Source organism: Paraburkholderia sp. OAS925, from assembly GCF_040543975.1.
GTDB lineage: Bacteria > Pseudomonadota > Gammaproteobacteria > Burkholderiales > Burkholderiaceae > Paraburkholderia > Paraburkholderia graminis.
This window is the reverse complement of sequence record NZ_JBEUNO010000001.1, coordinates 1,140,285-1,166,995: the sequence shown is the minus strand read 5'-3', so window position 1 is coordinate 1,166,995 and position 26,711 is coordinate 1,140,285. Positions and strand designations below refer to the sequence as shown.

At 61.2% G+C, this 26,711-nt stretch carries 15 protein-coding genes and 3 pseudogenes; 13 read left to right on the top strand and 5 right to left on the bottom strand.

Annotation, left to right across the window (positions count from 1 at the left end; all coding sequences use genetic code 11):
• Positions 1–186 precede the first annotated feature (186 nt).
• Both ABIE53_RS05110 and ABIE53_RS05105 read left to right on the top strand, forming a co-directional pair.
• Positions 187–831 (top strand): DUF1326 domain-containing protein, encoded by a 645-nt coding sequence (locus ABIE53_RS05110; protein WP_192700536.1) that lies wholly within the window; start codon positions 187–189, stop codon positions 829–831.
• The gene (locus ABIE53_RS05105; RefSeq protein ID WP_192700535.1) at positions 828–1,619 is read left to right on the top strand and encodes a DUF2182 domain-containing protein; all 792 of its coding nucleotides are present in this window, start codon (positions 828–830) and stop codon (positions 1,617–1,619) included. The genes ABIE53_RS05110 and ABIE53_RS05105 overlap by 4 nt, the downstream gene beginning before the upstream one ends.
• Before the next feature lie 888 nt (positions 1,620–2,507).
• On the opposite strand, the gene ABIE53_RS05100 is transcribed toward ABIE53_RS05105, so the two are convergent.
• Positions 2,508–2,705, bottom strand: a complete 198-nt coding sequence (locus tag ABIE53_RS05100) for a hypothetical protein (protein WP_376914745.1) — start codon at positions 2,703–2,705, stop codon at positions 2,508–2,510.
• 980 nt (positions 2,706–3,685) lie between these two features.
• Here ABIE53_RS05100 and ABIE53_RS05095 point away from each other — a divergent pair.
• The 5 genes from ABIE53_RS05095 (at position 3,686) to ABIE53_RS05075 (ending at position 9,276) form a co-directional block, all read left to right on the top strand.
• Positions 3,686–3,997, top strand: coding sequence for a YnfA family protein (locus ABIE53_RS05095; protein ID WP_192700559.1), 312 nt, complete (start codon positions 3,686–3,688; stop codon positions 3,995–3,997).
• Positions 3,998–4,789: 792 nt separating this feature from the next.
• Complete coding sequence (locus ABIE53_RS05090) at positions 4,790–5,038, top strand: hypothetical protein (RefSeq protein ID WP_376914743.1); 249 nt, start codon at positions 4,790–4,792, stop codon at positions 5,036–5,038.
• 299 nt (positions 5,039–5,337) lie between these two features.
• A complete protein-coding gene (locus ABIE53_RS05085; RefSeq protein ID WP_376914741.1) occupies positions 5,338–8,061 on the top strand; it encodes an AAA family ATPase in 2,724 nt (907 codons plus the stop codon).
• The gene (locus ABIE53_RS05080; protein ID WP_376914739.1) at positions 8,033–8,962 is read left to right on the top strand and encodes a hypothetical protein; all 930 of its coding nucleotides are present in this window, start codon (positions 8,033–8,035) and stop codon (positions 8,960–8,962) included. Before ABIE53_RS05085 ends, ABIE53_RS05080 begins: the two co-directional genes overlap by 29 nt.
• A gap of 29 nt (positions 8,963–8,991) precedes the next feature.
• Complete coding sequence (locus ABIE53_RS05075) at positions 8,992–9,276, top strand: nickel-binding protein (protein WP_376914737.1); 285 nt, start codon at positions 8,992–8,994, stop codon at positions 9,274–9,276.
• 251 nt (positions 9,277–9,527) lie between these two features.
• On the opposite strand, the gene ABIE53_RS05070 is transcribed toward ABIE53_RS05075, so the two are convergent.
• Entirely contained in the window at positions 9,528–12,812 is a 3,285-nt protein-coding gene (locus ABIE53_RS05070) for an adenylate/guanylate cyclase domain-containing protein (RefSeq protein ID WP_192700532.1), read from the bottom strand.
• A gap of 479 nt (positions 12,813–13,291) precedes the next feature.
• Between ABIE53_RS05070 and ABIE53_RS05065 the strand changes: the two genes are divergently transcribed.
• The 4 genes and pseudogenes from ABIE53_RS05065 to cls all read left to right on the top strand — a co-directional run bounded on the left by ABIE53_RS05065 (position 13,292) and on the right by cls (position 18,503).
• Complete coding sequence (locus tag ABIE53_RS05065) at positions 13,292–15,535, top strand: SulP family inorganic anion transporter (protein ID WP_502922728.1); 2,244 nt, start codon at positions 13,292–13,294, stop codon at positions 15,533–15,535.
• 747 nt (positions 15,536–16,282) lie between these two features.
• Positions 16,283–16,429: pseudogene (locus ABIE53_RS05060) on the top strand (IS481 family transposase); the annotation flags it as partial.
• A 105-nt stretch (positions 16,430–16,534) separates the two neighbouring features.
• Complete coding sequence (locus ABIE53_RS05055; protein ID WP_376914735.1) at positions 16,535–16,852, top strand: hypothetical protein; 318 nt, start codon at positions 16,535–16,537, stop codon at positions 16,850–16,852.
• Between the two features lie 379 nt (positions 16,853–17,231).
• Positions 17,232–18,503 (top strand): cardiolipin synthase, encoded by a 1,272-nt coding sequence (cls, locus tag ABIE53_RS05050; RefSeq protein WP_192700530.1) that lies wholly within the window; start codon positions 17,232–17,234, stop codon positions 18,501–18,503.
• Positions 18,504–19,030: 527 nt separating this feature from the next.
• On the opposite strand, the gene ABIE53_RS05045 is transcribed toward cls, so the two are convergent.
• Positions 19,031–19,624: a hypothetical protein gene (locus ABIE53_RS05045; RefSeq protein WP_192700529.1), complete on the bottom strand. Its 594-nt coding sequence runs from the start codon at positions 19,622–19,624 to the stop codon at positions 19,031–19,033.
• On the opposite strand from ABIE53_RS05045, the gene ABIE53_RS05040 reads away from it, so the two are divergent.
• On the top strand, positions 19,597–19,950 hold the full coding sequence (locus tag ABIE53_RS05040) for a DUF746 domain-containing protein (protein WP_376914732.1): 354 nt from the start codon (positions 19,597–19,599) through the stop codon (positions 19,948–19,950). The genes ABIE53_RS05045 and ABIE53_RS05040 overlap by 28 nt on opposite strands.
• 471 nt (positions 19,951–20,421) lie before the next feature.
• Positions 20,422–21,464, top strand: a pseudogene (locus ABIE53_RS05035) (IS110 family RNA-guided transposase).
• A gap of 2,370 nt (positions 21,465–23,834) precedes the next feature.
• Here the strand turns inward: ABIE53_RS05035 and ABIE53_RS05030 are convergent.
• Together ABIE53_RS05030 and ABIE53_RS05025 are read right to left on the bottom strand one after the other, a co-directional pair.
• Positions 23,835–24,950: a hypothetical protein gene (locus ABIE53_RS05030; protein WP_192700527.1), complete on the bottom strand. Its 1,116-nt coding sequence runs from the start codon at positions 24,948–24,950 to the stop codon at positions 23,835–23,837.
• 1,209 nt (positions 24,951–26,159) lie between these two features.
• Positions 26,160–26,430: pseudogene (locus ABIE53_RS05025) on the bottom strand (Tn3 family transposase); the annotation flags it as partial.
• Positions 26,431–26,711: the final 281 nt, after the last annotated feature.

The following is a 26,711-nucleotide window of genomic DNA, read 5'->3' as shown; positions in this document are numbered from 1 at the left end:
GTCGATGGCAGATTTGGGATCAGGTAGCGGCCGTTCTGACCGCTGGCTCCTGCGCCTTAAGCATCATATGTAACGCCGATCATAATCGCCCGTGCGCCCAGTGAACCCAAACTTTGACTTCCCTCCCCCCTGCCATACACTAGATTCGAAGCACGCTAATCGTCGCGGAACACAAGGAGCACAACCATGACTCCCTGGGAAATCCAAGGCACCGAACTGATCAACTGCAATTGCTCATACGGTTGCCCGTGTCAATTCAACGCACTGCCGAACAACGGCTTCTGCGAAGCGATGGGCGCCATCTCGATCAGCAACGGTTACTACGGCGACGTGCGACTCGACGACATCAACATCGCGGTCGTGTTTCAATGGCCGGGGCCGATCCACGAAGGCAGGGGCAAGTGCCAGCCGATCGTCGACGAACGGGCCAGCCCGGAGCAGCGCGAAGCCATTCTGAAAATCATGACGGGGCAGGACACTGAGCCGTTCGCCACAATGTTCTCCGTATTCGCGTCGACCCTCGAGCAGGCATTCGATCCGATCTTTACGAAGATCAACTTCGATGTCGATGTGGATACCAGACGCGGCCGGATTCATGTCGAGGGCGTATTCGACCTTGTCGGCGAGCCGATCCGCAATCCGGTAACGGGCGACGAGCATCGCGTTCGAATCGATTTGCCGCACGGCTTCGAATACGAACTTGCCGAAATCGGCTCCGGCACCAGCCGCTCGCAAGGAAACATCGCACTGGATTTCAAGGGGACTTATGCGCAGTTCGCACGACTGCACTTGAATAACAAAGGACCGATCCGGCATCGCGCTGCCGCATGAGCAGCGTCGAAAGTATCCTCCGACGTGAGCGCGTCACCACCGCGCTCGGCATGGTCGCTGTTGTCGCGTTGTCGTGGGCGTACTTGTGGACGGGCGCCGGGATCGGCATGTCCGCACTCGAGATGACGGCCGTCGCGCTGTTTCCTCATCGATTGGCAGACGGCGGCGGGGGAATGGATCCGTCGCTGCCCACCGTGATCCTTATGTGGTGGGTGATGATGATCGCGATGATGACGCCCAGCGCAGCGCCGCTCGTCCTGTTGTATCGACGCGTATCGCGGCACCATGCCGCGATCGAGGCCAAGTCGACCATCCCCTCGTTGTTTCTCCTGGGCGGTTACCTGACCGCATGGCTGGCATTCTCGATCTGCGCGGCATCGCTGCAGAAGGTGCTACAACCGACCGGCCTCATTTCGGAAATGATGTTGTGGTCTAAGAGCGCGTCCCTCTCCGCGATCGTTCTGGCTGCGGCAGGCGTCTATCAGTTCTCGCCGCTCAAGCGCGCCTGCCTGATGCAGTGCCGTTCACCAGTGAATTTCCTCACCGCTCACTGGCGTCCTGGCGTCGCAGGCAGCTTCCTGCTGGGGATGCGTCATGGCAATTACTGCGTGGGCTGCTGTTGGCTTTTGATGGCGTTGTTGTTCGTTGGCGGCATCATGAATCTCATCTGGATCGCCGCGCTATCGCTAATTGTTTTCGTGGAAAAAATCCTGCCCGGCGGTGAGCTTGTCGGCCGCGTGCTGGGCGTTGTGCTGATCGCCTGGGCAGGCGTCACCCTGCTGGTGTGATCGGCTTTTCTCTTCTCACACGCTCATTTAAATGACCGGAACAGCCGGATCTGTTAATACAGGTGCGTCCCGTAATCCATGGCCTCATTAAAAACCCAGACGATCTGGCGTGGCTCGGCGCTCTATATGCATCGGACCTCTCCCAGTCGGTGTTACGCGTCTCTGCAAGAGCCCTGTCTGGAGACGTCCGCAAAATTGTATAGCTCCGGTTCGACGAAGCTTGACGCCGAGAACTCTCGTTCGATGAAAACCTGAACGGCATCAGGCGCAACGTGACAGCGCTATGATTCACTTTTGCAAACGGCAGCTGTCTGGGGCGCACCGGTCGTTCCAGCGGCCGGCCGAATGCGATGGCAAATGACGGGTTGTGGCCGAACTTGGACCGACGCTGAACCGACGAGATCGGCCGTCGCCGCCCCGACTGCATCCGGCAGCAGTCGACCCCGGTGCAGACAGTCATCGTCCTGCGAACTGTGCGGTGCGTCTCGGAGCGCAGCGGACATTCGAGGGATGAGATCGTTGGCGGATTCTCGGCCTAAGCTCGATTGGGTGGACAGCGGGCGGCATTTCCGCTGCGGCTATCGACGTGCCTATCGACGAGTATCGAGTAGGTGTCGCCATAGCTACCCGACGAGTTCCGATGGACGTGGCCGACGCGGTGTTCGTCGGCCACGCCGCCCGAAGACCCGAAGACGAAGAGCGCGCCGAGATAACAGTTAACGGGCGTTCAATACTCAAGGCCTTCTGATATTTGGTGCGGTCGGCCTCACGGGGCTGCTGCCACGGATCATCGGCGTGCCGTTTTCTTCATCGGACGACTCGCCGGCTACCCGGTCTTACCCCACGTTTTGCGCCGCTCGGGAAAGCGGCGCTGCGCATTACGCTCGGTCAGGCGAAGAACACGAACGGCAGTGTCAGCATCAGGTAAATCGCAAGTCCGGTGCCTGGCAGGCCAGTGGCGATCGCGATTGCCGCGACCGCGCTTCCGATTAGCGCGAACGCAACCAGCCAGCGTGGGGCAGCTTGCTGAGCGCTGACGTCCGCGCGTGGGCTTGTATCGACGTCATGTTCGTTGTGCCGTGCCATGCATTTTCGGATGTGCAGGTCAAGCATGGCTATTCCCCTCAAGGTACGTTTGGTGTCCCACGATCGCGCGTCCTGTCGTGCATCTACTGGAACGTAAAGAGCGTCTGCGGATGCAATTCATAATAGTCGACTTTCACTAACGGCTTGGGAGGAGCGCCGATGCAGCTTGACGAGCTGGCGCTTCTAGGAGCGCATCAAGATCCGCGCGATTCAGCTATTACTCCCTCCAGGCGTCCTTAACCAGCATCAGGGTTGGAAATTCAAGGGGACTCCGCACCTTCGCCTGCCGGATTCCCCTGCGATGTTCTCGCTCAATGTGGTGCATGGCCGATGTTATTGGACTGCTCTCAAATAATGTGGGCCCATTCGTGTCACCGCCAACCTCGAATTCTCCGATGATGCACCGGTACCTCCCCTAAGCCTCCGCGCGACGGCCTACGCCACAACCCACGCTCGTCGATTTCCTGTCGGACCGCTCTCAACGGACACTTCGTCGAGCGCCGGTCGCATGATCGTTTGAAGTCGATAACGGCAGTGTGTTAGTTGGACATCCCATTAAGTTGTTAGCTGATTCGCAAAGTCGACGAGCCGCGTGCATCTTGTCGCTAGGAACGGCTTGTAATTGTCATCAAACTGTTCAGCGTCGCAAAAGGCCGTTGCAAGAGTCTGTTCGCGAAGTTCAGCATCGCCAGCTAAATCGTTCACGTATACTGACGGCCGTTTGCGACCAATTTTTTTTCGGCTGCACTTAGAAAACAAAAGTTGCCCAGCACATTAATTTCGCCGTCGGCGAAACCTTGCTCACGCAGGAAGGCGCGCGGATAGATGTGATGGAACTCGGAACGGTTGTAGCGTTGCAGAACCTTATCGAGGTCTATGTTCTTTCCAGACAGAAGGCTGCGTGGGTCGTTACCGGACCTTCAGATCTGCCGAAAGCGGCCGTTTACTTAGCCTACACGTATCCAACGGCTTTGGATGCGATGGAAAACGGCGTCACTGACAGAGAAATGTGTCTCTGCTACCTGCCGCTACTTTGGCTCACGGCTAGAGGGAGTTTTTTGCTTCTGGTGCCCGCGGCCCTCAGCCTCTCTCTTTTTGTTTGGCTGCTTACTTTGCACCCTGCTGCTAGCGGTCGGGTCTATGCCACATATGGCGCGATATGTATCGCTACAGCACCCGCTTGGCTCCGGGCCGTCGATGGCGTCGCCCCAACCTGGGCCGATGTGTTAGGCGTAGCCCTAGCGTTGTGCGACGCCGCTGTTATTGCAATGGGACGACGCTTCGCCGCATAGTTTGGCGTTAACTTAGACGGTCACATCCAGGGCGGCGCTAATGGGCGTCCCGCAGGTTCGCTAGATGCGCGAAAGCGCTCCATTCGCGCACAGATTCTGCAACGCCATCGCCACATTTCGATACTCCGCACGGCCCCGGAAATTCCCGGAAGAGCGGTTGATCGGCGATGTTCTTAATGGAAACCCCGATTGCGGCGGCTCCAGTTCGTGATGGTCGAAATGAGCATCGTGCGGGAGTTGAGCGGTGGCCGCAGCCGCAGTACGTTGTTGCGCTGGCCGGGCCGTCGCCCGGACCGCTCGCGACGAGCGACTGCATACGATAGCGCTTTATATGGCGAAACGACCATGGTGCGCCCGCAGGAATAGCGACGTCTCCGGGTACATGCGTTCTGGCAACGGGGTGCTTCTTTCGGCAGCAATCGGGGTAAGACCGTCGACTCCCGTACATCATCGGACCCTTCATTGGTCGACGTCGGCTGCCAGCAGGACGGCATGAATAGTCGCTACCGCATCGGTATCGCACGCCCTATAACATAGATGCAGGGCGATTATTACGTGTCGAGGGTCCACAAAATTTGTCGACACTGCCAGTTCGCACGCCACCTTCCGTCCGGGAACTCCGTTCGGCGCACTGCACTTCTGTTTTTTCTCACGACCTAGAACTTTGGCCTCGGACATCACGCCCGCAGACCTGAAGGACGCGTGTCTGAGTATCTCAGGTGAACGACGATTCCGGCGTTCGCGAATGACCAATCACATCGATTGGAAACTCAATGTATTTCAGGAGCCAACGTGAAAACACGACTGATGATTGCTTCCGCAGCAGGGCTGGTTGTCTTGGCCGGCCTGGCGCATTCGCAAGGAATGCCAGATACGACACAGCCTGCCGCACCTCAAAATGCCGTGACTTCGGATGTCGCCCCCAGTGCGGCGACACAGGCATACGGCGGCATGCCCGATACGAAAGTGCAAGGCGGCGTGAAACGTGGAAGACCCTGCGGCACGACCCCACAATGCGACATCTTTTTCGGCGGGAGCTAGAAACAAACTGGCAGCGTCCGGCACGACGGGGGAAGGACCGGGCGCTCGCTTCCAGCGGAATGGTTAGAGCCATCTTCAAACAAGGCACGGCGGCACCACGCCGCAGGGCTGCCGACGTACGACTGGGAGTTCGATCCGCTGCGCAATCCACCCCAGCAACGGCGCCGAATTGGGAATCGGGTTCGCAGCTGGCCGCGACAAAACCTCGGATGCGAACCTTCAACCGCACTCTCCGGTGCATGGACAAATAGCGATACCACGCCGATCATAGTCCTCGACGGCACAGCAGAGATTTAACGATGACGGACGATCTGACGACATGGCTGGTGCAGATTGGCCTTGGTGGCCACGCCACGAAGTTCGCATCGCAAGGGATCGACTGGGATGTGCTTGGCGATCTGTCCGAGGGCGATTTGAAGGAGCTTGGCCTTACGCTCGGTGACCGCAAGCGGCTCGCGAAAGGACTCACGGCATTGAACGAAGCCCGCGCGCGATCGCGCGACCGCGTGAAGGGACGAGGAGACTCGCCTTCGCCGCCTGCGTGTGGCGCCGTCGAGGCCGAGAGGCGGCAACTCACCGTGATGTTCGTCGACCTCATCGATTCGACAGCTCTCGCGGAACGATTCGATCCCGAGGACATGCGACGCCTGCTAGGAAGTTATCATCAGGCTTGTGCAAGCGCGATCGAAGCTCATGAAGGTCACATCGCGCTTTACATCGGCGACGGACTGCTCGTTTACTTCGGTTACCCGACTGCGCACGAAGACGATGCCGTGCGCGCGGTACTCTCCGCTCTCGCCGTCGTTTCGGCCCTTCGAGAGGCCAACGATCGCATCGAAGTCGAGCACGGCGTACGCCTGCAGATGCGGATCGGGATCGAGACGGGGCTTGTCGTCGCCGGCGCGATCGGCGCTGGTTCTACGCGGGACCGTCAGGCGATCGTCGGAGAGGCGCCGATCGTCGCCGCAAGGCTGCAGTCGGTCGCTCCGCCGGACGCGATCGTCGTAGGCCCGGCCACCCAACGCCTGATCGAAGGATCGTTCCTGCTCGAAGACCTCGGTTGGCAAGAGCTGAAAGGGATCGCCGGTCCGGTTCGAGTCCAACGCGTGCTGGCCCAAACGGATGCGATCGACCGCTTCGAAATCAGGGCGGTCTACGGCATCACGCCGCTCATCGGCCGGGCCGCGGAACTCGACATGATCCGGCAACGCTGGCAGCAAAGCGTCGACGGCGAAATGCGCTGCGTGGTATTGATCGGCGAGCCGGGTATCGGAAAATCTCGCGTGCTGCGGGCATTCGGCGACGGCATCAGTGGAGAGAACTATGCGGTCGTTTCGCTGCACTGTTCCCCTTACTATTGCAACAGCCCTTTCTGGCCGGTATTGCGCTGGTTGCGACGCGCCTTCGGCCTCGGTCCCGACGCGCCCGACTCTTCAGATCTGGAACGGCTCGAGGCCGGAATTGCAAGACTCCGACTGGATGCCGACGAGACGTTTCTCGTGCTTACCACCTTGCTCGGAATTCCGACGGACGCGCGCCATCCGGCAATCGATGCCTCATCCCCTTCCTTCAAACGTCGGACGCTCGATGTGCTCGTCGCCATCATCGAAAAGTCGGCACGAGTTCAGCCGGTGCTCCTCATCGTCGAGGATGCGCACTGGATCGATCCGTCGTCCCTCGAGTTCGTTCGGCTCCTGCTTGAGCGGCTGGTGGCCGCCTCGCTGCTGCTACTGCTCACGGCGCGGCCGGAATTCGAACCGGGATGGACTTACCCTCATCTCGTACAGATCAACCTCGATCGGCTTTCGCGCCGCGATTGCGTCGCGATGATCGAAAGGCTGACTAATGGAAAGCGGCTTCCGCGTTTCGTGCTCGATCAGATCGTCTCCAAAACGGACGGTGTGCCGCTCTTCGTCGAGGAGCTCACGAAGACCGTCCTCCAAGGCGATTTGTTGCAGGATGCCGGCACGAGCTATGAGTTAAAAGGAACACCGCAGACGATTGCGATCCCAGACACGCTACAGGGCTCGCTACTATCGCGGCTCGACCGGCTCGATCCAGCCGTGAAGGAAACCGCCCAGATCGCGGCCACAGTGGGGCGCGAGTTCGGGAGGAAACTGCTTGGCCTGATTGCATCGAGGTCGGAGAACGACCTGCAGCTAGCGCTCGACCGCCTGATCGCAGCCGAAATCATCCTTCCCGCTTCTGGCAAACCGGCGGAGGAAGACGTGTATCTGTTCCGGCACGCGTTGATCCAGGAGATCGCCTACCAATCCCTGTTGCTTGCGCGCCGCCGCCAATACCATGCGCTGATCGCCACTGCTCTGGAGGACCATTATCCGGAAATCGTCAGCCGGCAACCCGAATTGATCGCTCAGAACTTCACTGCGGCCGACCTGCCGGACCGCGCAATCGGCTACTGGCAGCGCGCTGGCGAACGGGCGCTGGCCGGCGCAGCCTACGACGAGGCTATCGCTCACGTGCAGCGCGGGCTTGAACTGATGAACCGTTGTTCCTACAGTGACCAGGATCGGGCAGCCCACCTGCTGCCTCTGCTGCTGACAAGAGGCGGAGCGGAGCTCCGGTTGGCTCGCCGCGAGGCGATAGCGACCTTCCGGCAGGCGGCGCAGCTTGCCGGCGAGCAGAGCTTCCCGTCGTTTCTCGTGCAGGCGGCGCTGGGGTTCGACACCGCCGAGACGTTCCTCGAAGGCTCCGGCAAGGCATCGCTCTCCTTGCTGGAAGAGGCGCTCGGCTTGATCGGCACCGAGGAGTCCGTCGAGCGCTGTCGCCTGTTGAGTCGACTGGCCCGCACCGTTCACATGACGGGTGCAGGTGAACAAACTGACGAACTGGTCCAGGAGGCTGTCGCTCTGGCGAGACGTCTGAACGACCTGCCCAGCTTGTTCGACGCATTGGCGTGCGACATGATGCATATCGGCGCTCGCCCTTTACCCGCGGGCCAGGTTCCCGGAGCGTGCAGGCGTGTTACAGGAGTTGAGCCAGATTGCAGAAGATGTCGGTGATGCGCACACCATAGGTCACGCATGCGCCCGATGTCTGGCCGGCTATCTGGAGATCGGCGCGGTGGAACGCTTCGACAGCGCGCTGGAAAGATACCGGCAAATCGCCACCAGTGGACAGCATTTCGTCGACAAGTGGTGTGTGACGGGCGCGCAGGCGATGCAGGCCATACTAGTGGGGGACTTCGTCGTGGCGGAGCACAAGGCGCGAGATTCGTTGCAGATGGCGCAGAGCGTCGACGCGAAACTCGCAACGGGCGTCTACGGCATGCAGATGTTCACCATACGCCGCGAACAAGGCCGGCTCGCCGAGGTGGCGCCGCTCTTCAAGAGGTTCGTCGACGAGCATTCCGAAGACGCTGCGTGGCGGCCCGGGCTCATGTTGATCTGCAGCGATCTCGGCTTCGAGGCGCAGGCCCGTGACAATCTCAATCGGCTTGCGGAATCCGAATCCAGCATCCCGGTAGATAGCAAGCGGCTCGTCACGTTGACGTATCTGGCGGAAGTTGCTGCGCGGCTCCGAGACATCAGGCACGCCGAACGGGTTTATGCCCTTCTCCTGCCGTTCCGTGATCAGGTCGTCACCGTTCCTGTTTTTACGTTGTGCTGCGGAGCGGCGGCACGGTATCTCGGCATGCTCGCCAGCGCTCTTGGCGATTGGTCCGCCGCCGAAGAGCATTTCGAGTACGCGCTGCACATGGATGAGCGCTTGCGAGCGTCACCCTGGTTGGCGCATAGCCGGCACGAATTCGCGCTGATGCTGGCAGTGCGCAATCGCACCGAAGATAAAGCACGAGCACGAGACCTGCTCGCCGCGGCGGCCACCGCAGCCAACGAACTGAAGATGTTCGCTCTCCTGCAGCGCATCGGTGGCGCGCGGACAAGCACAGGGCTCAGAAACTAGCGCACGGCTGCATGGTTTGAAGCGCAGCGATGCAGCCACTACCCAAGGAGGATCCAATGCCACGTTTTATGATCGAACGAAACTTTGCGGAACAGCTCGAGGTCACCGGCGAAAGTGCGGGTGTCGTGAAACGGATCAACGACGAGGAGGGCGTCGAGTGGCTCTTTTCGTTTCTCAGCGCGGACAGGAAGAAAACTTATTGCCTGTACGAGGCGCCCAACGCCGAAGCCATCCGCGCTGCGGCACGCCGGGCGAACCTGCCCGCCGACGTGATCATCGAGGTGAGCGACTTGCGGCCTGAAATGTTCAATTAGACGGGTGGGCGGCCAATGGCACCGTTGTGTCGCGAGGACGATGCAACGAAGCGGCGCCGCCCGCATTATCGAGCAACGGCTACAACGCTGGATCGGGTGACTCGACCCATAACAGGGCAGTCCTGGCAATTTTCCCGAAGGCCCGAGACCGCCGGTTGCTTGCTGGATGCGCACATCGTGGGCGGGTCCATGCTCCAGTCATCCACAGTTGAGCGACCCGAGTCGATGGAATGCATCGGGCAACGCCCACCCTACGAGGCAAGCGCCGCGTCTACCGCAGGCAGATAGCTGCTGAATCCCGCTTCCACGAGGTCTGCGCGTACACGCTCGAGTTCGCGCTGCGTTCCTTCGCCGCGATGGCCGTGCTTCGCACGCGCGAGCGCGCGCCCTCGCCTCACAAACAGTTCCGCCCACGGCAGCGGCTCGACGCGGGTATAGTCCTCGAGGGCAGTGGCATAGCGCAATGCGCCGGCTGCGTCGCCGGCGGACAACATTGCTTCGATGGCATCGCGGTAAAACCACAGATGATTGTGCCCGACCGCGCCGAGCTGCAACATGTCCGCACCTTCGGCGAGCAGACGTGCGCGCTCATCGTCGTCCTCGACGGTGCGGCATAGTGCGCCCACGGCCTTGGGCGCGCTGAACTGCGTTCCCACTTCGCGGCAAATCGCCAGTGCTTCGCGCAGTAATTCGGCAGCCTCCCGCCGATGCCCGCTGTCGAGCAGTACGCGCGCTCGCATTTCCGTATTCTGCGCTTCGAAGCGGCGAGCGCCGAGTTGACGGATGATTTGCATCTCGCGCTCAAGATGAGCGAGCGTACCCGGCATGTCACCCATTTCGTAGCAGGCAAACACGCCCAGCGTTTCGCACAGCATCTGCGCACGCGGCTGGCCGACCAGCGCCGCAGCGCGTGCGGCGGCGCTGACGTCCTCGCGCGCTACGCGTGCCTCGTTGAGGAAGATCCTGCTGAAGCCGACCATCGAACGATTGGCGACCTCGATGCGGCCGAAGCCGTGTTCGCGGCTCAATCTGACACACAGAACAAAGTGCTCGAAGGCGGTGCGCATGCGCCCTTGTGCGTAGGCAGCATCCGCGAGACCGCCCAGCGCACGCGCCTCCGCTTCTGGGAGGCCGAGCCGCCGCGCATAGGCGAGCCCGCGCTCGTGCTCGGTGCGGCAATCTTCGATCCTCCCTAGCGGAAACAGGACGTTGCCTCGCAGGTGATGCAGGCGTGCGAGTTCGGGCACCCTGGCTAGACGTTGCGCCACTTGCTGCGCGGCGTCGAGCAGCGGGAGGGCTTCGGCGAGACCTTCGCTGACCCGCAAACCTTCGGCGAGTCCGAGTTGGGACTGACAGAGATCCGCTTCATTCGGCGCGGTGGCTACGGCCACGCGGTAGGTCGCGATCGACGCGGCCATGTCGCCGAGATCTCGTTGGAGTTCGCCCTTCAAGCAGGTCAGCGCGTGGCGATCCGTATCGCTTTGTGCGATCTGCAGACCCCGCTCGACTAGCCGGAATGCCGCCTCGGTGAAGTAGGCCGCGCGTTGTGCGAGCGCGGCGTCGAGGTAGGCCAGCGGCGTGCGCTCGTCCTCGGCGCGATCGAGATGCTGGGCGCGCAGCACCGGGTCGGTCGCTGCAAACCAGTCGGCCGCGAGGCGGTGCAACTCGCGCCGGCGTGCCCGCAGCAGCGTCGAGTAGGCGCTCTGCTGGATGAGCGCGTGCGCAAACAGGAAATCTTCGCCTTCCGGCAAGACCAGCGCGTTGCCGATGAGCCCGTGACAGACGTAGTCCGGTGTATCGATCAGCCGCCGCAGCAAGGCGAGGCCAAAGCGCTGCCCGATGACTGCGGCGGCCTGGAACGCCTCGCGGTCGCGTTTAGTCAACCGGTCCATGCGCGCCAGCACGAGGCTCTGGATGGTGGCGGGGACCGCCTCCTCGCTGCCTTCCTCTGCGTTTCGCAGGAGTTGTTCGAGGAACAGCGGATTGCCGCCGGCTCGTTCGATGCAGGCACGCGCGACACGCTCGCTTGCATCGATAAAGCTGCCGGCAAGGTTCAGTGCCTCGTCGCTGCGCAGCGGGCCGAGATCGATCGTGGCGAAGGGCGTGCCGCGGCAACTGGCTCGCCATGCCGCGTCGAGCGGATCACCGTCCACGCGCGAAGTCATCACGAGCAGCCCCGGACCCTTCACGATAGCCACGGCGAACGCGGCCAGGTAACCGAGCACCTGCGGATCGGCCCAATGAAGATCTTCGATGACAATCAGGGTTGGCCCGTGCCGGCAGGCATCTTCTATGATCGCTGCCGCGACCGCGCGCTTGCCGCGCGTGCGTGCGGCATTGTCCATCGCATCGTAAAGCGTGCGCCATTCACCTGTTTGCGTGAGGTCGAGGATGTCATGGAGAAACATAAGCTGCTCGGGGCCGACGGCCCCGGAGGCAGCAACCCGTCCGGCGGCGGCGCGCCGTTCATCGACGCCGGCCGCCGACCCCAGGCCCACCAGGCTGCCGACAATGGTGCGGACGGGATCCTGGCCTTTCCCAACGCCGAAATCGAGCACGAGGCCGCGGTGGCGGGAAAACCCCAGCGTTTCGACGAACCGGCGCATTTCATCGACGAGCCGCGTCTTGCCGATGCCCGCCTCACCGCGGACATAGACGACGTGGCCGGCCCGCTGCTCAAGGCACGCGCGGGCGAGACCCTTGAACTGCTCGAGCTCAGCCTTGCGGCCGACAAAAACACTGAGGCCCGCCATGACGGCTTCATCGGCAAGGCAGCGCAGATGCCACACGCGCACCGGCGAATCGATCCCCTTGAAGCGCATCGCGCCGCCAGCGTCGCTTATCACGCATTGACCGAGTGCGCGATGCGCGCCATCGGAGAGCAGTGTTTCTCCAGGGCCGGCGGCGGCAACTAGCCGGGCCGCCAGGTTCACGGATTCACCAAGCACAGAGTAGTCTTGAACGTCCGCGCGCTCGAACGGACCCGCGACCACCTCGCCGCTGGCAATGCCCACATGCGCCTTCAGCGGAAGTGACACTTGCGCGGCCAGTCCGATAAGTGCCTCATGAATCTCCAATGCGGCACGCGCCGCGCGAAGCGGATCGGTGTCGTGCGCGCGCGGCGCGCCGAAGATGGCCATCACGGCATCGCCAATGTGCTTGTCGATCGTACCGCCGTAGCCGAGCACGATCCCATCGACGAGCGCGGTATAACGATCGATCAACTCGCGCAACTCTTCAGGGTCGAGCGTTTGCGAAAGGGCCGTAAAACCACACAGATCGGCGAAGAGAATGGTGACTTGCCGGCGCTCCCTCGCGGGCGCATTCACGGCGGGCGGCGCGTCGCACGATGCGGCGGCACGCTGATCGGCAATTGCCGCGAGGAGGCGCTTGCGGTGGCCGAGCGAGAAAACGCCGAGTTCCTTCAGGTCCGCGTCGTCGAGTTGTTCCAGCATCGTGAGGTCGATGTCGTTCCCGGCAAATGCGGGTGCATATTGTTCAAGTCCCAATGCATGCAGCCACTGATCGATATCCATCGCCGCCGCCAATCCGATGCGTTCGGACCTTACTCCGCGCCGCTCATTGCCGCGCAGGCTGTCAAACGATATGCCCGAACCGAGCTGTGTTGCATCCAGAGATCATACGAATCGACGCCCCTATCCGCTGCCGGCAGCGACGGGCGCAACGTGCTCTGCGTTCACGGCATTCCCGAAGAAAATACAGTGTACGTCCGGCGCGTAGAGACGGATACCGGGAATCAGCGACGCGGTGAATGCAGGTGCGGCCAGCGCGCGACGGCGTGCCGCCGTGCGTTTGACACTGGTTGCCGGCACGACGGATACTGCACGACGAGTCGGGCACGTTGGGGCACGTTGCCGCGCGAAGAGGCAAGCGCAACGTGCGGTCGTTCGTCGTCCCGAACGATAGGTGACGTTCGAACGTGGCACAGCCGCAGCGCGCCGCGCGAACCGCACAGCCCGGACGCGATTGCATCCGCTCTCACGGGGAAAATACTGTGAAGCCAGCTACGTCAGGTACCTCATCCGGTCCCCGCTCCGGGCTACCCATTCGAAGCCTTGCCGGAGATCTGACGGCCGGCATGGTGTCGATGCTGGTCATGCTCTGCTACGCAATGAGCCTGGGCACCATGATCTTTAGCGCGGATCTCGCCCGGTACGCCGGGCTTGGGGTGCCCACCGCTCTCATCAGCTGCGTCGTGACCGCACTCGTGATCGCCTTGATGAGTTCGATGCGCATGAACATCGCCGGACCCGACGGCAACGCGACAGCGTTTCTTGCCGGTGTGGCGGCCGGCGTCGCGAGCAGCGTGCGGGCTGACGGCGGAACACCCCAAACGATCCTGCTGACGGTGCTGATCGCCATCGCGTTGTGTTCGGTGGTGACGGGCATCATTCTGTATGCGGTCGGGTCGTCGAGACGCAGCCGTTCCCTGCAATTCCTGCCTTACCCGGTAGTAGGCGGTTTCCTTGCCGGGACCGGCTACCTACTGCTGGCCGGCGCGTTTCGGGTCGTGACCGGCGAGCCCTTGAACTGGCACACATTGGCGCTCTTGACGCACCTGAACTGGCTCTGGACACCGGCTTTACTGGTGTGCGCGTCAGCCACGCTCCTGTCGCGCACCTGGAAACACGCTGCGGTACTGCCCATCACACTTGCACTCGGCGTCGCCCTGTTTTACGTGCTCCTCTTTGCCGCCGGGTTGTCGATCGACGACGCCCGCGACACGCGATTATTGCTTCCGCGCGTGACGCCGCACGCCATGCGGATTCCCGAAATGCATTTGCCGGCATCGCTCGCGCACGGCAAGGTCGACTGGTCGGCAATCGGTGCGCACTTGCCGGAGACCCTTGTCGTTACGTCAATTTCGGCGATTTCGATCCTGATGAATTCGACTGCGATAGGCGCAGCCACGGGTGAAGACATCGACCTGAACCGCGAGATGCGTGCGGCCGGCATCGCCAACATCGCGAGCGGGATGTTAGGCGGAATGGTCGGCTACCAGTCGTTCAACCGATCGATGCTCAATGCGCGCGCTGGCGCGACTAGTCGTCTGGCCGGCGTCTTCGCTGCCCTCGCTTGCCTGTTCGTGCTGGCCGTCTCGCCGGACCTGGTGGCGCTATTCCCGGTGCCCGTGCTGGTCGGGCTGCAGCTCTTCATGGGAGTGCGTCTGTTGATCCAGTGGCTAGTCGGCGCATATCGCAAGCTCGACTGGCACGAGTACCTGCTTGTACCGCTCATTCTGGGGGCTATTGCGCTCTACGGCGTCGTCACGGGGGTGGTGGCCGGGGTGATCGCCGCATGTGTGATGTTCGCGCTGCTCTACGGCCGCGTCAGTTGCGTTCGTATGGAGTTCGATGGCAGCACGCGCACATCGACTGTCGAACGCAGTATCGAGGCAACCGAACGGCTTCACGCACTCGGTGCACAAGTGTGCGGAACGTGTCTGCAGGGGTTTCTTTTCTTTGGTACGGCCAATTCGATCTTGCAGCGCGTGCGCGAACGGCTGGCCACGCGCGGACCGGTGCCCGTTCGCTTTGTCGTGCTCGATTTCGCCTCGACCAACGGCATGGACGCGTCGGTATCGGTTAGCTTCGTCAAGCTCTGGCAGCTGTGCGCGACGATTGATGCGGACCTGGTGCTGACGGGGTTGCCGATACGCTCACGTGAACTACTCATGATGACGGGCACGCTGAATCTCCGGATCCACGAGTTCTCTACGCTGGATGTCGGACTGGAATGGATCGAAGATACGCTTCTCGCGTCGGATTCACGCGCGTTGCCTCGCGCCGAAGAGGATTTTCACGCGATGCTTGCTCCGTATTTCACGTCACCTGCGCTCGCGAGGCTGCTGTCCCTTCTGGAAGTGCGCGAGCTCGGCGCGGGGCAGCCGGTGTTTCGTCGCGGCGAGCCGGGGGACGCGATGTACTTTGTCGAGAGTGGCCGTGTCACTGTTTTACTGCCGCTTGCCAATGGGCGCAACCTGAGGTTGCGCTCGTTCGGGCCAGGTACGGTCGTCGGCGAAATGGCGGTGTACACGCAGCAGGCGCGCAGTGCGGATGTGCTCGCGGAGGGTCCCGCACGCGTCTTGCGTTTGACGCTCGAGTCGTTGCATGCGCTCGAACGCGACGACCCTGTGACCGTGCAGCAAATTCATCGTTTTGTCGTCAAGGTCATGGCGTCCCGTCTGACTGTCGCAGACGAGGCCTTGCGCGCCGCTCACTTCGTCCCGGGCGGGTAGGAGTACATGGTGCCGTGAAAAACCGTGCCCGGTAGGTGACGATAATGTTGGTCCAGGAGGTCACCCGGCAGCCACCGCAATCGGCCGCGCTGCCATCCTCCGCGCAAAGAATCAGCCCCAATGCGGGCAGCACGATGTAACCTACCCCCAGCAACGTAATCGCGTCGCTCGATACAGACGACAGGACGCTACTCACGCCGAAGGCCAGTCCCATCTGCGAGCAGCATAGATGGCGCCGGCCGAGCCGCGTTGGAAAACGGCTCATGCAAATGGCCGACGCGCAAAGCACGATCAATGAGCCGCTGATTGACATGCCCGCCACGTTGAGCAGGAACCCCCGCGCGGACATGTAGCCCGGTGTCGACAGCGTCAACAACGCCGAGCCGCGCAGGATCGCGATGGCGCCGGGGCAGCAATACAAAGCCGGGCGTTGCGAAAAGCGCCATTGATGAGCGTACGCTTTTTCACTTCTCCAAGGGCTGCTGTGGGCCGAACTGAGCCCGATGGCCTTCGGCTCAGGTCCACCCCAAGTGGCCGTTCAAGCGGTTCGGACTCCGAGACTTAGCGAAACGCTGAACAAGGCGTCGGCACGCAGGTTCGGCAAGAAGCCGTCGGAACTTGCCGCTTGTTGAACGCCAAAAAATGCGCCTTGCCGGAGCTCCGCTCAGCACCTATCCTGATTCTGTCGCAACCTGTCTCCTTGTCCCCGAGGCTGCCGGTCTGGAAGGCAGGACCAATCCGTACCGCAACTGGCGCCGCCCGCACGGCTCACTCGGTGGCAAGACGCCCGTTGACCGCGTCGCAGAAGTGGGCGAAACCACACCTCTCGCGGAGCAGGTGGAAAGCGTTTACGACGGGCTGAAAGCGAGAATCCGGCATCGCGAATGGCGAGTTGGAGTCGGGCCTGAATGACGCACTTGAAGAACGCCCACAACGTAACACGCTTGTTGTGTTCCGCTCGGATCGTCCGGAAGCACTGGACAACCGTGGCACGTCCACGTGGTCGATCGCGGCAACGCCATTGAACTGGAAGGTACGCCGAGCCTGATCAACAAGACGCCGGACGTGAAGGGCACGGGCAGCGACTGGAAGAACGGCACGGTTGTTCGTGCAGACGGTGCGGTGACGGAACACCGCGTTCGGATGCTCCACGACGGTACGCTGGTCGTCATCGTGCCGAACGGCGTCAACGACAGCGACGAAATCGCTGCGAGCTACGGTCTGGCCGCCGCGAAGAAGCAACTCGGTATCGGCGTCAAGGCAGTGAAGGCCGTCGTTATCGAAGCACGCAACGGCAACGGCGCGAATAACGCCTGATGCTGCAACCGCTGAGAATTGGCGGCCATTCGAGCCCGGCGCGAAATCGCCGGGCTTTTTTCGTTTGATTTTTGCTAAAAGGATGGACGGCAGATTTGTTGGAGTTCCTTATTCCACGCCAGCGTTGATCAGTAACCTTGGTCGCAGCAATGAGCGGTTGGCGTTTCGCTTGGGTTGAACTGCCTTGTATTTGCTGTGCCCTCTGATGCAAGACACTTTGTTCCACTGCAAGAAGATGTCGAACACTTCCTCTGGCTGTTGTCGCTGAAACTAAGGCTGGATGCCGGAGAAGCGCCGAGACAAGCATTGATCCATCGGCCGTGCGGAACGCTCGTACACTAATGGTTCCGGACGAATGTTCGCTACGCGAGGCCCGTGCATGCCGACGATTGCCCTGATTGTCCTCACTGTCGCAGTCACGCTCTTCGTCGTGCTTCTCATCGCGAATCTGACGAGTGGCGAGAAGAAGATCGAGCACAAGATCGAGCGGCTGTACGCCGGCGACGATCCGCAATTCATCCGCTCGATGGGGCTGCTGCTGGGCCCGGCCGTCGTCGGAGGCAATCGCTTTGAGGTGCTCCTCAACGGCGACGAAATCTTTCCGTCGATGCGGGAAGGCATCCGCTCGGCGCAGCGCACGATCACCTTCGAAACCTTCATTTACTGGTCCGGCGCGATCGGCGAGGACATCGCACGCGCACTCTCGGACCAGGCGCGTGCGGGTATCGCCGTGCATGTGTTGCTCGACTGGGTCGGCTCGTCGAAGATGGACAGGCGCTATCTCCAGATGCTGCGCGACGCAGGCGCGGACGTCATCCAGTATCACAGGCCGCATTGGACCGGTCTCGGCCGCATGAACGACCGCACGCATCGCAAGCTGCTGGTGATCGACGGACGCATGGGCTTTACGGGCGGCGTGGGTATCGCCGACGAATGGGCCGGGCACGCGCAGGACGAGAAGCACTGGCGCGATACGCACTTTCGCGTCGAAGGTCCGGTTGTCGGACAGATGCAGGCCGTCTTCATGGACAACTGGGTCAAGGCAACAGGAAACGTGCTGCACGGCTCGCACTACTTTCCGGAGATCGACGTCGCGGGGAACGGCCTCGCGCACATGTTCAGCAGCTCGCCTTCGGGCGGCAGCGACGACATGCAGCTGATGTATCTGATGGCCATCACCGCCGCGACGCATTCCATCCACCTGTCGAGCGCGTACTTCGTACCGGACAAGCTGACGATCAATGCGCTCGTCGAGGCGGCCAAGCGCGGCGTGAAGGTTCGCGTCATTACTCCCGGCAAGCGCATCGACGCCCACACGGTGCGCGAGGCGTCGCGTGCATGCTGGGGCGACCTGCTCGCGGCGGGCATCGAAATGCACGAATATCAGCCGACGATGTTCCACTGCAAGCTGCTTATCGTCGACGAGTATCTGGTGTCGGTCGGCTCGACAAACTTCGACAGCCGCTCGTTCAAACTCAACGACGAAGCGAATCTGAACATTTACGACCGGGATTTCGCGCGCCAGCAAGCGGCGATTTTCGATCGCGACGTCGCCCAGGCAAAACGCATTTCGCTCGACGACTGGCGCCGCCGTCCGCTCCTCGAAAAGTTGCTGGACCGCGCTGTCGCGCTGCTCGATCCGCAACTTTGACGTTGGGGGCGCGCGAGCGACCGCTGCGGACTATGGCTCACCGACGAGCCCAGCGGGCGAATGACCGCTCTACTGCCGAACACAACGCTAGGGCCGTGACGCAATCACCGGCCGCAACGGGCCGGCTGGGGTCCTGTAGTCCGAGCGCTTATCGCTGCATGGGGGCGCCTGGCCGCTAAGCAGTGATTCCATGGACAAACGTGGCGGGCCGCGCGCCGCACGAACGATGACCTGAGCCACACCGGTTCCCGGTCCGATTCGCAGGGCGTGGCACTGCGACTTGCGGAAAAGAACGGCTTCAGCGTGGCTTTTAGCCGTCAACTACTCCCTGCTATCGTGAATAGCTCGCCGCACCCACCAGGGACAGCCCAAGGTCATGAGCAGTTCCAGGCCCAAACACCGATCGTGCCAGCACGCCGGGTACGCCTTGTCGGGGAGGTTCCCCGGCCTTGGCCACGCTCTCGCCATACAGAGCGACAAACATGGCAAACGCCAGCATTGCCAACTTTCCTATCATGAGCTTGTTTTCATGTCCGCAGCCGCGCCTTCAGGTCGGCGATCTGCTGCCCGACGGCCAGCGTCTGCCGCACATACTCCGCGAGCTGTGGGACCATGCCCTCGAAATGATTCGACTGCCCCAGGCGTGCGGCCGGCAGGTTGGTCCACTTCACGCCCTTCTCCCGCAGATGAATCTCCATCATGCGGAAGTAGGAGCGGTGCGCGGAATTCCGGTAGGCCCGCACCTCGAAGTGCCAGTCGCTGTCGAACGCGGTGATGAGGATCGCCTTAGCCTCATCGCAGCCCGCCACGTGACTTTTCGCCTGACGGATCACCCTCATCGCCACCTTCTCTTCAGCGTAGCCAAGTTGAAACGCGGTGTTGACCCGCTGCTGGAACAGGTCCCATGCACCGCACAGTTCCCAGAAGAACGAGCGCAGCTGCCACTGGAGGGCGTTCACGTCGGGCTCACCGTCGCGGCGCGCCAGGATCTCCGTGATCCTTGCGAGCACCCGTTCGGCGCCGCTGATCGAGACGCGGGCGAGGTGATGTGCATCGACACCAGGGGCCGACCTCAGGTCGGGGTGGATTTCGAATGCCGGAAGTTTCGGTGTATCGCTCATGGGCTGCTTTTTCCGTTTTCGAGAGGCTGTTCAGTCGGGGGACTTGTCCAGCCGGTCCATCCCGGCCTGGATTTCAGCCGATGCCTTGTGGAACGCGGCGACAGCATCGCTGCTCGCCTCCGACGCGCGCAGGTATGCTCCATCAATTCCTTCCGCTGCTTTCCCAGCACAGACCGCTCGCGTACGCCGCGCAGCAATCGGGCACCAGCCCCGAGGTGGTTAAGGCGTGGGTGAGCCGGTTCCGCGGATGGCTGATGGCGCTTGATCCGACAGGCGATTACGAACGTCGTGTGCGCCTCGGCCTCAAAGCTCCGTGGCCGTCATGAAGTGCCCTCACTGCCGGAAGAAGGTGCTGGCGCGACCGCACGGTTTCAAAAGAACCAAGACGCAAACAGCTGCGCAACTGAGGCGACGCCTGTTCCGCTGTACCCGATGCAACGGCTTTTTCGATGTCAGCATCGACGCCCTGTAACTCGACCGAGCGCAAGTCGGCCAGGCACAGCCGGTGCGGTCGCGCAGTGCGCAAAAAAATCGACGTCGCGGGCATAGGATCAACAGTACCTGACTGTCGCGCCACGGTCGGCTGGCCGAGTAGTCAGAATTAGTGCGACAAACCTGTTCTCGCCGCAAGGACTATGGCTACGTTGCCAGACCCGATCGGCCGTAGACGACCCAGATGGAATGGACACCGCCCTCCCTTCGGGGAGATGGGCATGATTGAGGGCCTCCAGAACCGAACGGCATCAATGTGCCAAAGTGGAGTTGCGACACAACCACTTGAGGAACGGAGGCCCTAAATGAATGCTACGACATATGGACTGGATGTTGCAAAGCAGGTGTTTCAGATGTACTGGGTCGACGCTCAAACCGGTGAGATAGCCAATCGCCGGTTCGGACGCGACGATTTAATTGCGTTTCTAGCCCAACGTCCTGCTGGTCGAGTGGCCCTCGAAGCTTGGAGGAAGTGCGCACTGGCGGGCGCGTAAGATTCGGGCGCTGGGGCACGAGGTCGTGCTGCTACATGCACAATTTATTCGGCCATTCGTGCAAACGAACAAGACCGACGCAGCAGACGCTCGGGCGATTTGGACGGCTGTACAGCAACCCGGGATGCGCACGGTTGCTGCAGACAGAAGATCAGCAAACGATGCTGAGTCTGCACCGCATGCGCTCGTTACTCGTCAAGTTTCGGACGATGCAGGTGAATCAGCTACGTGGGTTGCTCTACGAATTCGGTGCGACGTTTCGAGCCGGACGGCTGGCAGGACTCGCTGAGATCCGCGAGCGCATGGCAGAGTTAGAGGACGCGCTACCACGACCGATCGTCCTTAATCTGCAAGACCAGCTACGACGTATCAACGCGTTTGAGGATGATATCAGTCAACTCGAGAAGCGCATCGGCGCCTGGCAGAAACAGAAAGCGGCGTGTCGCTCAATCTCCGAAGTGCCGGGCATCGGTAGACTCACCGCCACCGCTTTGGTCGCAACAATTGGAGATGCCAGGACGTTCAAGTCGGGACGTGCGTTCGCTGCATTTCTCGGGCTTGTTCCTCGGCAGAACGGTACGGGTGGCAAGGTTCGATTGGGCTCTATCTCAAAGCGAGGGGACCCATACCTGCGCACGCTGCTGATCCATGGGGCGCGCTCCGTCCTGTGTCACGCCAAGGTACCAACTGCTTGGCAGAAAGGAATTCAAGAGCGGCGACCTGGCAACGTAGTAGCCGTGGCTCTTGCGAACAAGATGGCGCGAATTGCGTGGGCCATACTTGCCCACGAGAGTAGTTACGAAACGAATTTCATGTCGTTGTCTCGCCGAATAATTGAAATGCGGAGTTCTTAAGCGCGAGCGTGCGCTCGCCTCCCGCTTACTTAGGATGACTATTTACCGCGTTTAAAACATCGCTCAGTGGCGAACAGCTTTAGCGTTGATCTTTCGACGACGAATCTTCCGTGCTGGCGCAGAACAGCGCCGCACGATCACTTCGCATAGCTAAAGCAAAACGCGCACGTCGACCGGACATTTCCGGTTTCCCGACGGCTAACCGCTGAGACGATTGATGGATTGCCGCGTTATGAAGGTCCGAACGGACACGGCACGGGGACACGGACAGCGATTGAGCGGGGGAACGCCAATTGCCGGCCTTGATATTGTTCTTTCGCCGGGCGTGCACCCGACTTCCTTGCGCCTGGAATACTCATAGCTGCCAGCCCCTGATATCGCGTCACTTTCGTTTCCTCGGCGCCTGAATGGCGAGTCGCCTCATGCCATGCACAGGCGCCGTTTTATTCAATGATTGAGCACTATCTGAGACGATGGCCGACCTATCGCTTTGGATACGGCGTCTCGCCCGGGGGGGCATGTAACAAAAAGAAAGTTGTGTGCTCAAGGGAACTTTCTCATAAGACTTTTCATTTGTCCACAGAAAGACGAGGCTGCTTTGGCGTATCGCGGTGGTGTGGCATTCGCATTTCCGCGGCGTTGGAACCGCAGTGAACTGCCGACCTGAAGAAACTGCGAAATGTCCGTCAGAAGGTGCTAGATTCGCTCTTTAGATGCAGTCTCGACACGGCTCACGCAAGGCCGGCCACGAGACGATATCCGGTGTCAGGAATTCGCGTCCGCGACGGCTCCACGATTGGGCCTAGACCGCAGCAACAAAGCGCGTGAGAAACGACAGGCTTTCAGCGTGTAACTTAGCGCCTGGTGCGACCGCAATGCAGCAGTTCGAAAACGGCGGCCCAAACGAGTGAGGGATCTCCAGTCGCAAATTGGCGCTCCATGGCCATCAGTGATTGCGGTGACACGACGAAGCGCGCGTGATGGCGCCGGGCAGCGACGCCTTGACGAGCTCACGCACGGGGACGAGTACCGATAGCATACACCGCAGTTTCCGGTCCACATACGCGCAGATGCCGTTTCGGCTGGATCAATGTACCTGAGACGAAGGCTTTTGGGTCGAAGTCTAGACGACTGCACGCGCGATCCCTCGCCCGTGTCTTCTCCGATAGTATTGCCAGGCATTCCGGGTCATCAGGCCTCGCCGAGAAATCGGGGAGGCAGCGTTGTCAGTCGACTGCCATAAAGCCAGGCTGTTCACACAATGTCTTTTCAGCAGGTTCGCTTCGAGCATCAACCATGCTTTGAAAGCGCTGCGCCTTGACAGCGTCAGACGCCGCTCCAGTTTCGGATTGAAGAGGCATAACGGTACGCGCCGCGAGGACGCGAGAGCACGAGCGGCTCGAAGCTTCCCAAAACGTCGACCATGCGGACCACCTGCCTGATTATTGCTTCGTCTAGCACGAGCGTGAGTTGACGAACTCAATTCACACCGATGAAAAGTGACAACTTCAGTTCACTGCATACCGAAGTAAATGCGTCAACTAGGAGGCTCACGCCCTGTCACAGCGGGCGGTGCCAGGGCCAAGATTACTTCGCTCTACGCCGCGTTGACGATGATAATGCCCAGCGCAAAGCGCTGGTCCGGTCTTGTGTCAGGTCACCGCAACGGGGATGTCTATCGTGTCGTGCGCAACGCCGATCATGCCGAACCGGATAGCCCGGTCGAGTCGCGACTCGGTGCCCGCCGCGCCGGTGTCGCGTGAGCGGGTCGCCGAAACGCCGCCGCGGACATGAACGCAGCGACGGCCATGACGCCGGCGAACACGAGGAAAAGTGCCGTGCCGCCGCGAGCCGCAATCAATCCCGGCGTGATGCCGAGAAAAGCGACGGCGAAACAACCCAGCGACAACCCGGCGATCGCGAAGAGCCGGTGCGGGTCAGGACCGCGACCAATGGTTCCATGCGTGACGCTCAGGCTGCTGTCGGCTGCGTCGTGCGAGTCGATCGACACTGCACTGCGAGCGGGACACGATTCCGTACGGGAACGGCCGCCGACGGGCTCGTCGCATTGCACAACTCCGACGCCCGCAGCGGCACGCCCTCTTACAAGTCGATTCCAGTGCTGTTCTCGCTCAGCAAGCGGGAATGCTCGCCGGACGACCATGCGTCCACGTGACAACATGGCGACGTGCGCAACGATCGCACCGGTGCGGGCGTCCCGGGCGAGGAGCATCTTGTCCCGAATGACGGGTCAACGCTTATGTAAAGGCTGTGGTGTGTGCGGCGTTACGCGCCCGGCCGGTGACCCGTCCGGACGAGCGGGGGTGCTGGGTAGAGCACATCCCCGCTCCGATCGCGCTGTTTCAGTACTTACACATTCGGCGTCGCGCTTTGCGGGTCCGCCGGTGTTGCGGCATCGGGATTCTGCAGCGGCGGTGCGTAGAGGATGACGTTGGGCAGCCGCGGGCTGGATGTGTCGGTGCTGTCCAGCACGCGCGACTGAATGGTCGTGTTATCCGTCACGCCCCAGAAGTTGTTCGAGAAGTCCAGCGAATGAACCGTGGACGCGTTGTAAGTGCCGTGAGACTCGATCACGATGCGATTCACATTCGGTGAATCCTTCTTGAAGAGAAACGAGTTCCATTGGGCGATGCCGGTGGGCGCCTGTGCACCGGCCGGGAACGCGTCGATCAGCACGAGCGGGTCGACCATGTTGATGAACAGGTTGTTTTGCACGAACACCGACGGATCGAAAGCAAAGGCTGCGGAGTCGACGAACGTATTGCCCTTCACGGTCGCGGACTTGCTCAAGCGCGGGTAGCCGTTCGTGCCGGCTTCGAAGGTGGTCACGCCGTTGCGAACGATCGGCGTCACATTCAGATGCGTAGCCTGGCTGTATGTCATCGAAAACGGCGCAGCGTCGCTGATCTGCACGAATGCGTCCTGCAACACCGTATGCGTGATGCTGACGATGCCGCCACCCGCGTCTTGCGTCAACGACGTGTTGGCAGCGGTCACGCCCAGCAGTTGAACCGGACCCTGGTTTCCCACGTTGAGCGTGCCCGCCACGTTGATGATACCTTTCGTCGGAATCGTACCCACGCACCCGGCCGTGCAGGGCACTGTGCGGTACGTCTCCACGACCGTATTGTCGCCGATCGTCAACGTGACGCCAGGCGCTACCCGCACCGTGCCGGCGAGGAAATATGGAGAGCCGCTCGTCGGCCACGTGGTATCCGCAGTGATGACGGTTCCATCGGGAATGACCGTGTTCGGCTGCACATAGACATATGCCGTGACGAGATTGCCGCTCGAGTCGGTGCAGACTTTTGTAGCGTCTGTCGTATATGGGCCGTCTGTGCATGCCTTGGGACTGGTGGACGAAGGCGCTGCCGACGAGGTGGTGGCGCTGCCGCCACCTCCTCCTCCGCCGCCGCCACACGCCGCGAGCAAAAGGGCGAAAAGTAAGCCTGGATATTTTTTCATGTGGAGGTCCCCGTACCGCGCTTATCGTTTTTGAAGTCGCTGGTGTACCGCGTCAGCGATTCGTGCAACGGATCTTCACACGCCGCGCCCGCGCTAACTGTGGTCCGGGACACAAAAGATCGCGAGAGGCGACGTCGCCGCCACACTTCCTCGTGCGCCTTTCAGGCATTGCATGTGCTCTCATGCGTCTGCGGCGCGGTCACGGCCGCTTCCCCCGAGCGAGGGGTCAACTATCAAGGAGCAAAATATGCGAGGCATTCAATCGATGCTTGTACTTTTGGCCGCATTGGCCGTTTCTGGCATGGCGAGCGCGCAAGCGGGCGGCAACGGCAACGGCGGATCAGGCGGCGGCAACGCACACGGCGCGGCGACGGCGGCCCCGACTGCCGGGGGAGACAACACGTCGGCACCGACCAGTACCCGCTCGAGCCATCATCGTTCGCACAAGCACCACAAGCATCAAAACCAGCGAGAGTCGCAGTAATGCAAGGCGCGGCGGGCGCGACCATGACGGCATGGCGACGCCCGCTCCAGTCAATCGCGATTTTTTCATCTTAAGGCTTGATGACGATGGGCACACGGGATTTTTTGAGCGAGAAAACTCCGGGGCATTCTGCAACCGATACTCCGACTGGGGGCACTACTTGTATTTGAGGCCTTATCATGAGGCGCAACATCCTACGAGCGGTTATGGTTGAAGTTTTCGCGTCCGGCCAGCCGCCTGAACGGATCGACCAAAGGCGCTCGTATCTCGGTCAAGACATCGTACAGATTTCCGTTCGATCTCTGTCACTCGCAAAGCCGCTCATCTATGTGTTGTTGCGTCTTTTCCTTTTTTTGACTCGTCACAAGGGTTCATGCATTTGGGTAAAGGGCGATGTATTGTTGTTTAGGACGCTCGACCGAAAGCGCCAAAGGAAAGCGCACCTACCTGCCATTCCAGGCCTGATCGCATCGCATGCAGCTGTGGCCGTGGAGTTCGAGTTCACTCGTGCAGGCGACAACAGTCCGGCCTCGCGCTGCCGCCAACGCCCGCAATCGGCTGGGCCTGCTGACGTCGGGGCGCCCTCAAGAAACGGATTTTTACGTACGCTAAGACCTTGGGGAGTTCGATTTGACCGTCCGCAGAGGCGCGGAAGCGCCCCTTGGCGACGCGCTTGTTCACGACCGGGCAAGCTCATTGTCGCCGTCCAGCCGTCCACCGTCCACACCGATCAGTGCCGCCAGTGCAGGCCAGTCCGCTGCCTTGCCGGGAACGTACAGATTCTTGTCTGCAAGATCGGCTATGCGCGGCGCGTACTGGAACCCGACGAAGGGGCATAGCCCGAACACGTGATCGGTGAAGCCGGCGGTATCGGTAGTGTTCCTCGATCAGCAAATCTAACTCGTGGCAGAGCAGCCCGTCGAGCACATGAGTGGCGTCCCGCACCGGTGAGTTGATGACTTTCGTATAGAACGGCGCGTACTGGTCACAGACATGCTGGTCTCGTCAGATCCGCGCGGGATCGGGTCGTATTTGTTGTTCCATTCGTCGGATTCAGTCAGGCACTTTTCCGCGCGCTCGCGCAGTCCCGACCTTTGCCCGCGGCCGGGTCCAATGCATACCGGTCAAGCGAAAATCGAGCCCGCGCAACGAACAGGTCGCAAAAAGCCAAAGCGCATCGACGGCGGGTAGGGAATTCAGGCTGACGTCCTTGGCCGACGCGTTTAGAGCGTTGATCCCGTACAGCCCGAAGCCCACGGAGAGGCACAGCAGGAAAC

What these genes read in the sequence shown, in the direction of transcription:
- ABIE53_RS05110 (WP_192700536.1), top strand. Translation starts at nt 187, where the DNA reads ATGACTCCCTGGGAAATCCAAGGCACCGAACTGATCAACTGCAATTGC.
- ABIE53_RS05105 (WP_192700535.1), top strand. Translation starts at nt 828, where the DNA reads ATGAGCAGCGTCGAAAGTATCCTCCGACGTGAGCGCGTCACCACCGCG.
- ABIE53_RS05100 (WP_376914745.1), bottom strand. Translation starts at nt 2,705, where the DNA reads ATGGCACGGCACAACGAACATGACGTCGATACAAGCCCACGCGCGGAC.
- ABIE53_RS05095 (WP_192700559.1), top strand. Translation starts at nt 3,686, where the DNA reads ATGGAAAACGGCGTCACTGACAGAGAAATGTGTCTCTGCTACCTGCCG.
- ABIE53_RS05085 (WP_376914741.1), top strand. Translation starts at nt 5,338, where the DNA reads ATGACGGACGATCTGACGACATGGCTGGTGCAGATTGGCCTTGGTGGC.
- ABIE53_RS05075 (WP_376914737.1), top strand. Translation starts at nt 8,992, where the DNA reads ATGCAGCCACTACCCAAGGAGGATCCAATGCCACGTTTTATGATCGAA.
- ABIE53_RS05070 (WP_192700532.1), bottom strand. Translation starts at nt 12,812, where the DNA reads ATGGATATCGATCAGTGGCTGCATGCATTGGGACTTGAACAATATGCA.
- cls (WP_192700530.1), top strand. Translation starts at nt 17,232, where the DNA reads ATGCCGACGATTGCCCTGATTGTCCTCACTGTCGCAGTCACGCTCTTC.
- ABIE53_RS05040 (WP_376914732.1), top strand. Translation starts at nt 19,597, where the DNA reads ATGCCGGAAGTTTCGGTGTATCGCTCATGGGCTGCTTTTTCCGTTTTC.
- ABIE53_RS05045 (WP_192700529.1), bottom strand. Translation starts at nt 19,624, where the DNA reads ATGAGCGATACACCGAAACTTCCGGCATTCGAAATCCACCCCGACCTG.
- ABIE53_RS05030 (WP_192700527.1), bottom strand. Translation starts at nt 24,950, where the DNA reads ATGAAAAAATATCCAGGCTTACTTTTCGCCCTTTTGCTCGCGGCGTGT.